The 293-nt window shown below is 54.9% G+C and carries 1 protein-coding gene; it reads left to right on the top strand.

The annotated features are described in order from the left end of the window. On the top strand, window positions 1–293 hold a 293-nt coding region (locus tag MUW49_RS21230), incomplete at both ends, for an RNA-guided endonuclease TnpB family protein (RefSeq protein ID WP_210558341.1).

Genomic DNA, 293 nt, shown 5'->3' with positions numbered 1-293 from the left:
CAAAAAGCCAAGATCCAGCGGCTGCACTCACATATCGCCAACACCCGCCGCGATTACCTTCACAAGGTCACAACGACTATCAGCAAAAACCACGCGATGATCGTCATTGAGGATTTGAAGGTTGCCAGCATGTCAAAATCAGCAGCAGGCACGACCAGTCAGCCGGGGCGCAACGTCCGGGCAAAATCAGGGCTGAATCGTTCGATATTAGATCAGGGCTGGTTTGAGCTGCGCCGCCAGCTCGAATACAAGCAGGCATGGCGAGGTGGTCAGGTGTTGGCGATAAACCCGGC

It is taken from the genome of Aeromonas sp. LsrichE-8G, from assembly GCF_022869435.1.
Taxonomy (GTDB): domain Bacteria; phylum Pseudomonadota; class Gammaproteobacteria; order Enterobacterales; family Aeromonadaceae; genus Aeromonas; species Aeromonas caviae.
The sequence above is the reverse complement of the archived record's forward strand: the minus strand, read 5'-3'. Positions and strand labels throughout refer to the sequence as shown.